Raw genomic sequence first — 710 nt, forward strand, 5'->3', positions numbered from 1 at the left:
AGAAAAGATGAAATAGAAGTTAGGCTTCATATCTCGCCACTCAACATGGCGAATGGTATCCACCGTCGCATCAAAGTTTTGGCTGTTGATAACAAACCTTAATTTGTCTCCAAGTTGAATACCCAAATCGCGCGCGACATCAGCCTCAACAGAAACACTGTTTGCGTTCGTCCATTTTCCTGAAAGAACGTCATTATATTCTGGTAACTGATCACCCCATGTTAAGTTAAGCTCTCGACGGATTGCGTCAGAGCCTTCCCCTTCATATTCAACGTCTTTAACGTTTTGGCCATTAATCACTGTGAGTCGTCCTCGAATAATTGGAAACGCTTGTGACCGTGTCACTCCATTTTTATCCAGTGTTTCTAGGTAGTTAGCCAGTTCATAATCGCCAATGTTTAATGCAAATACATTAGGCGCATCCGCAGGCAAAGTCCGTTCCCAATCTGCGAGGATATCGCTACGGACAAGCCAAATAATGGAAAGGAGCATCAAAGAAAGTGAAAGCGCACCAAACTGCAAACCGCTGGTAATAGGCGTGCGGTTGATTCGGCTCAGTGCCAACTTCATCGCTGGTTTGGTGGCAAAGCGGGAGAATAACTTCGTCAGTGCGATGCTTAATCCGGCCAACACGACAAATAGTGCTGCAATACCCGCAAGTACAATCCAGACCAAAGTGTTGTTTGCGTACAACGCGAGCAATGGAAGCA

At 45.5% G+C, this 710-nt stretch carries 1 protein-coding gene; it reads right to left on the reverse strand.

From position 1 onward, the window contains the following. On the reverse strand, window positions 1-710 hold a 710-nt coding region (locus R7190_RS27460; protein ID WP_411978094.1), incomplete at both ends, for an ABC transporter permease.

It is taken from the genome of Vibrio sp. 1078-1, from assembly GCF_033340475.1.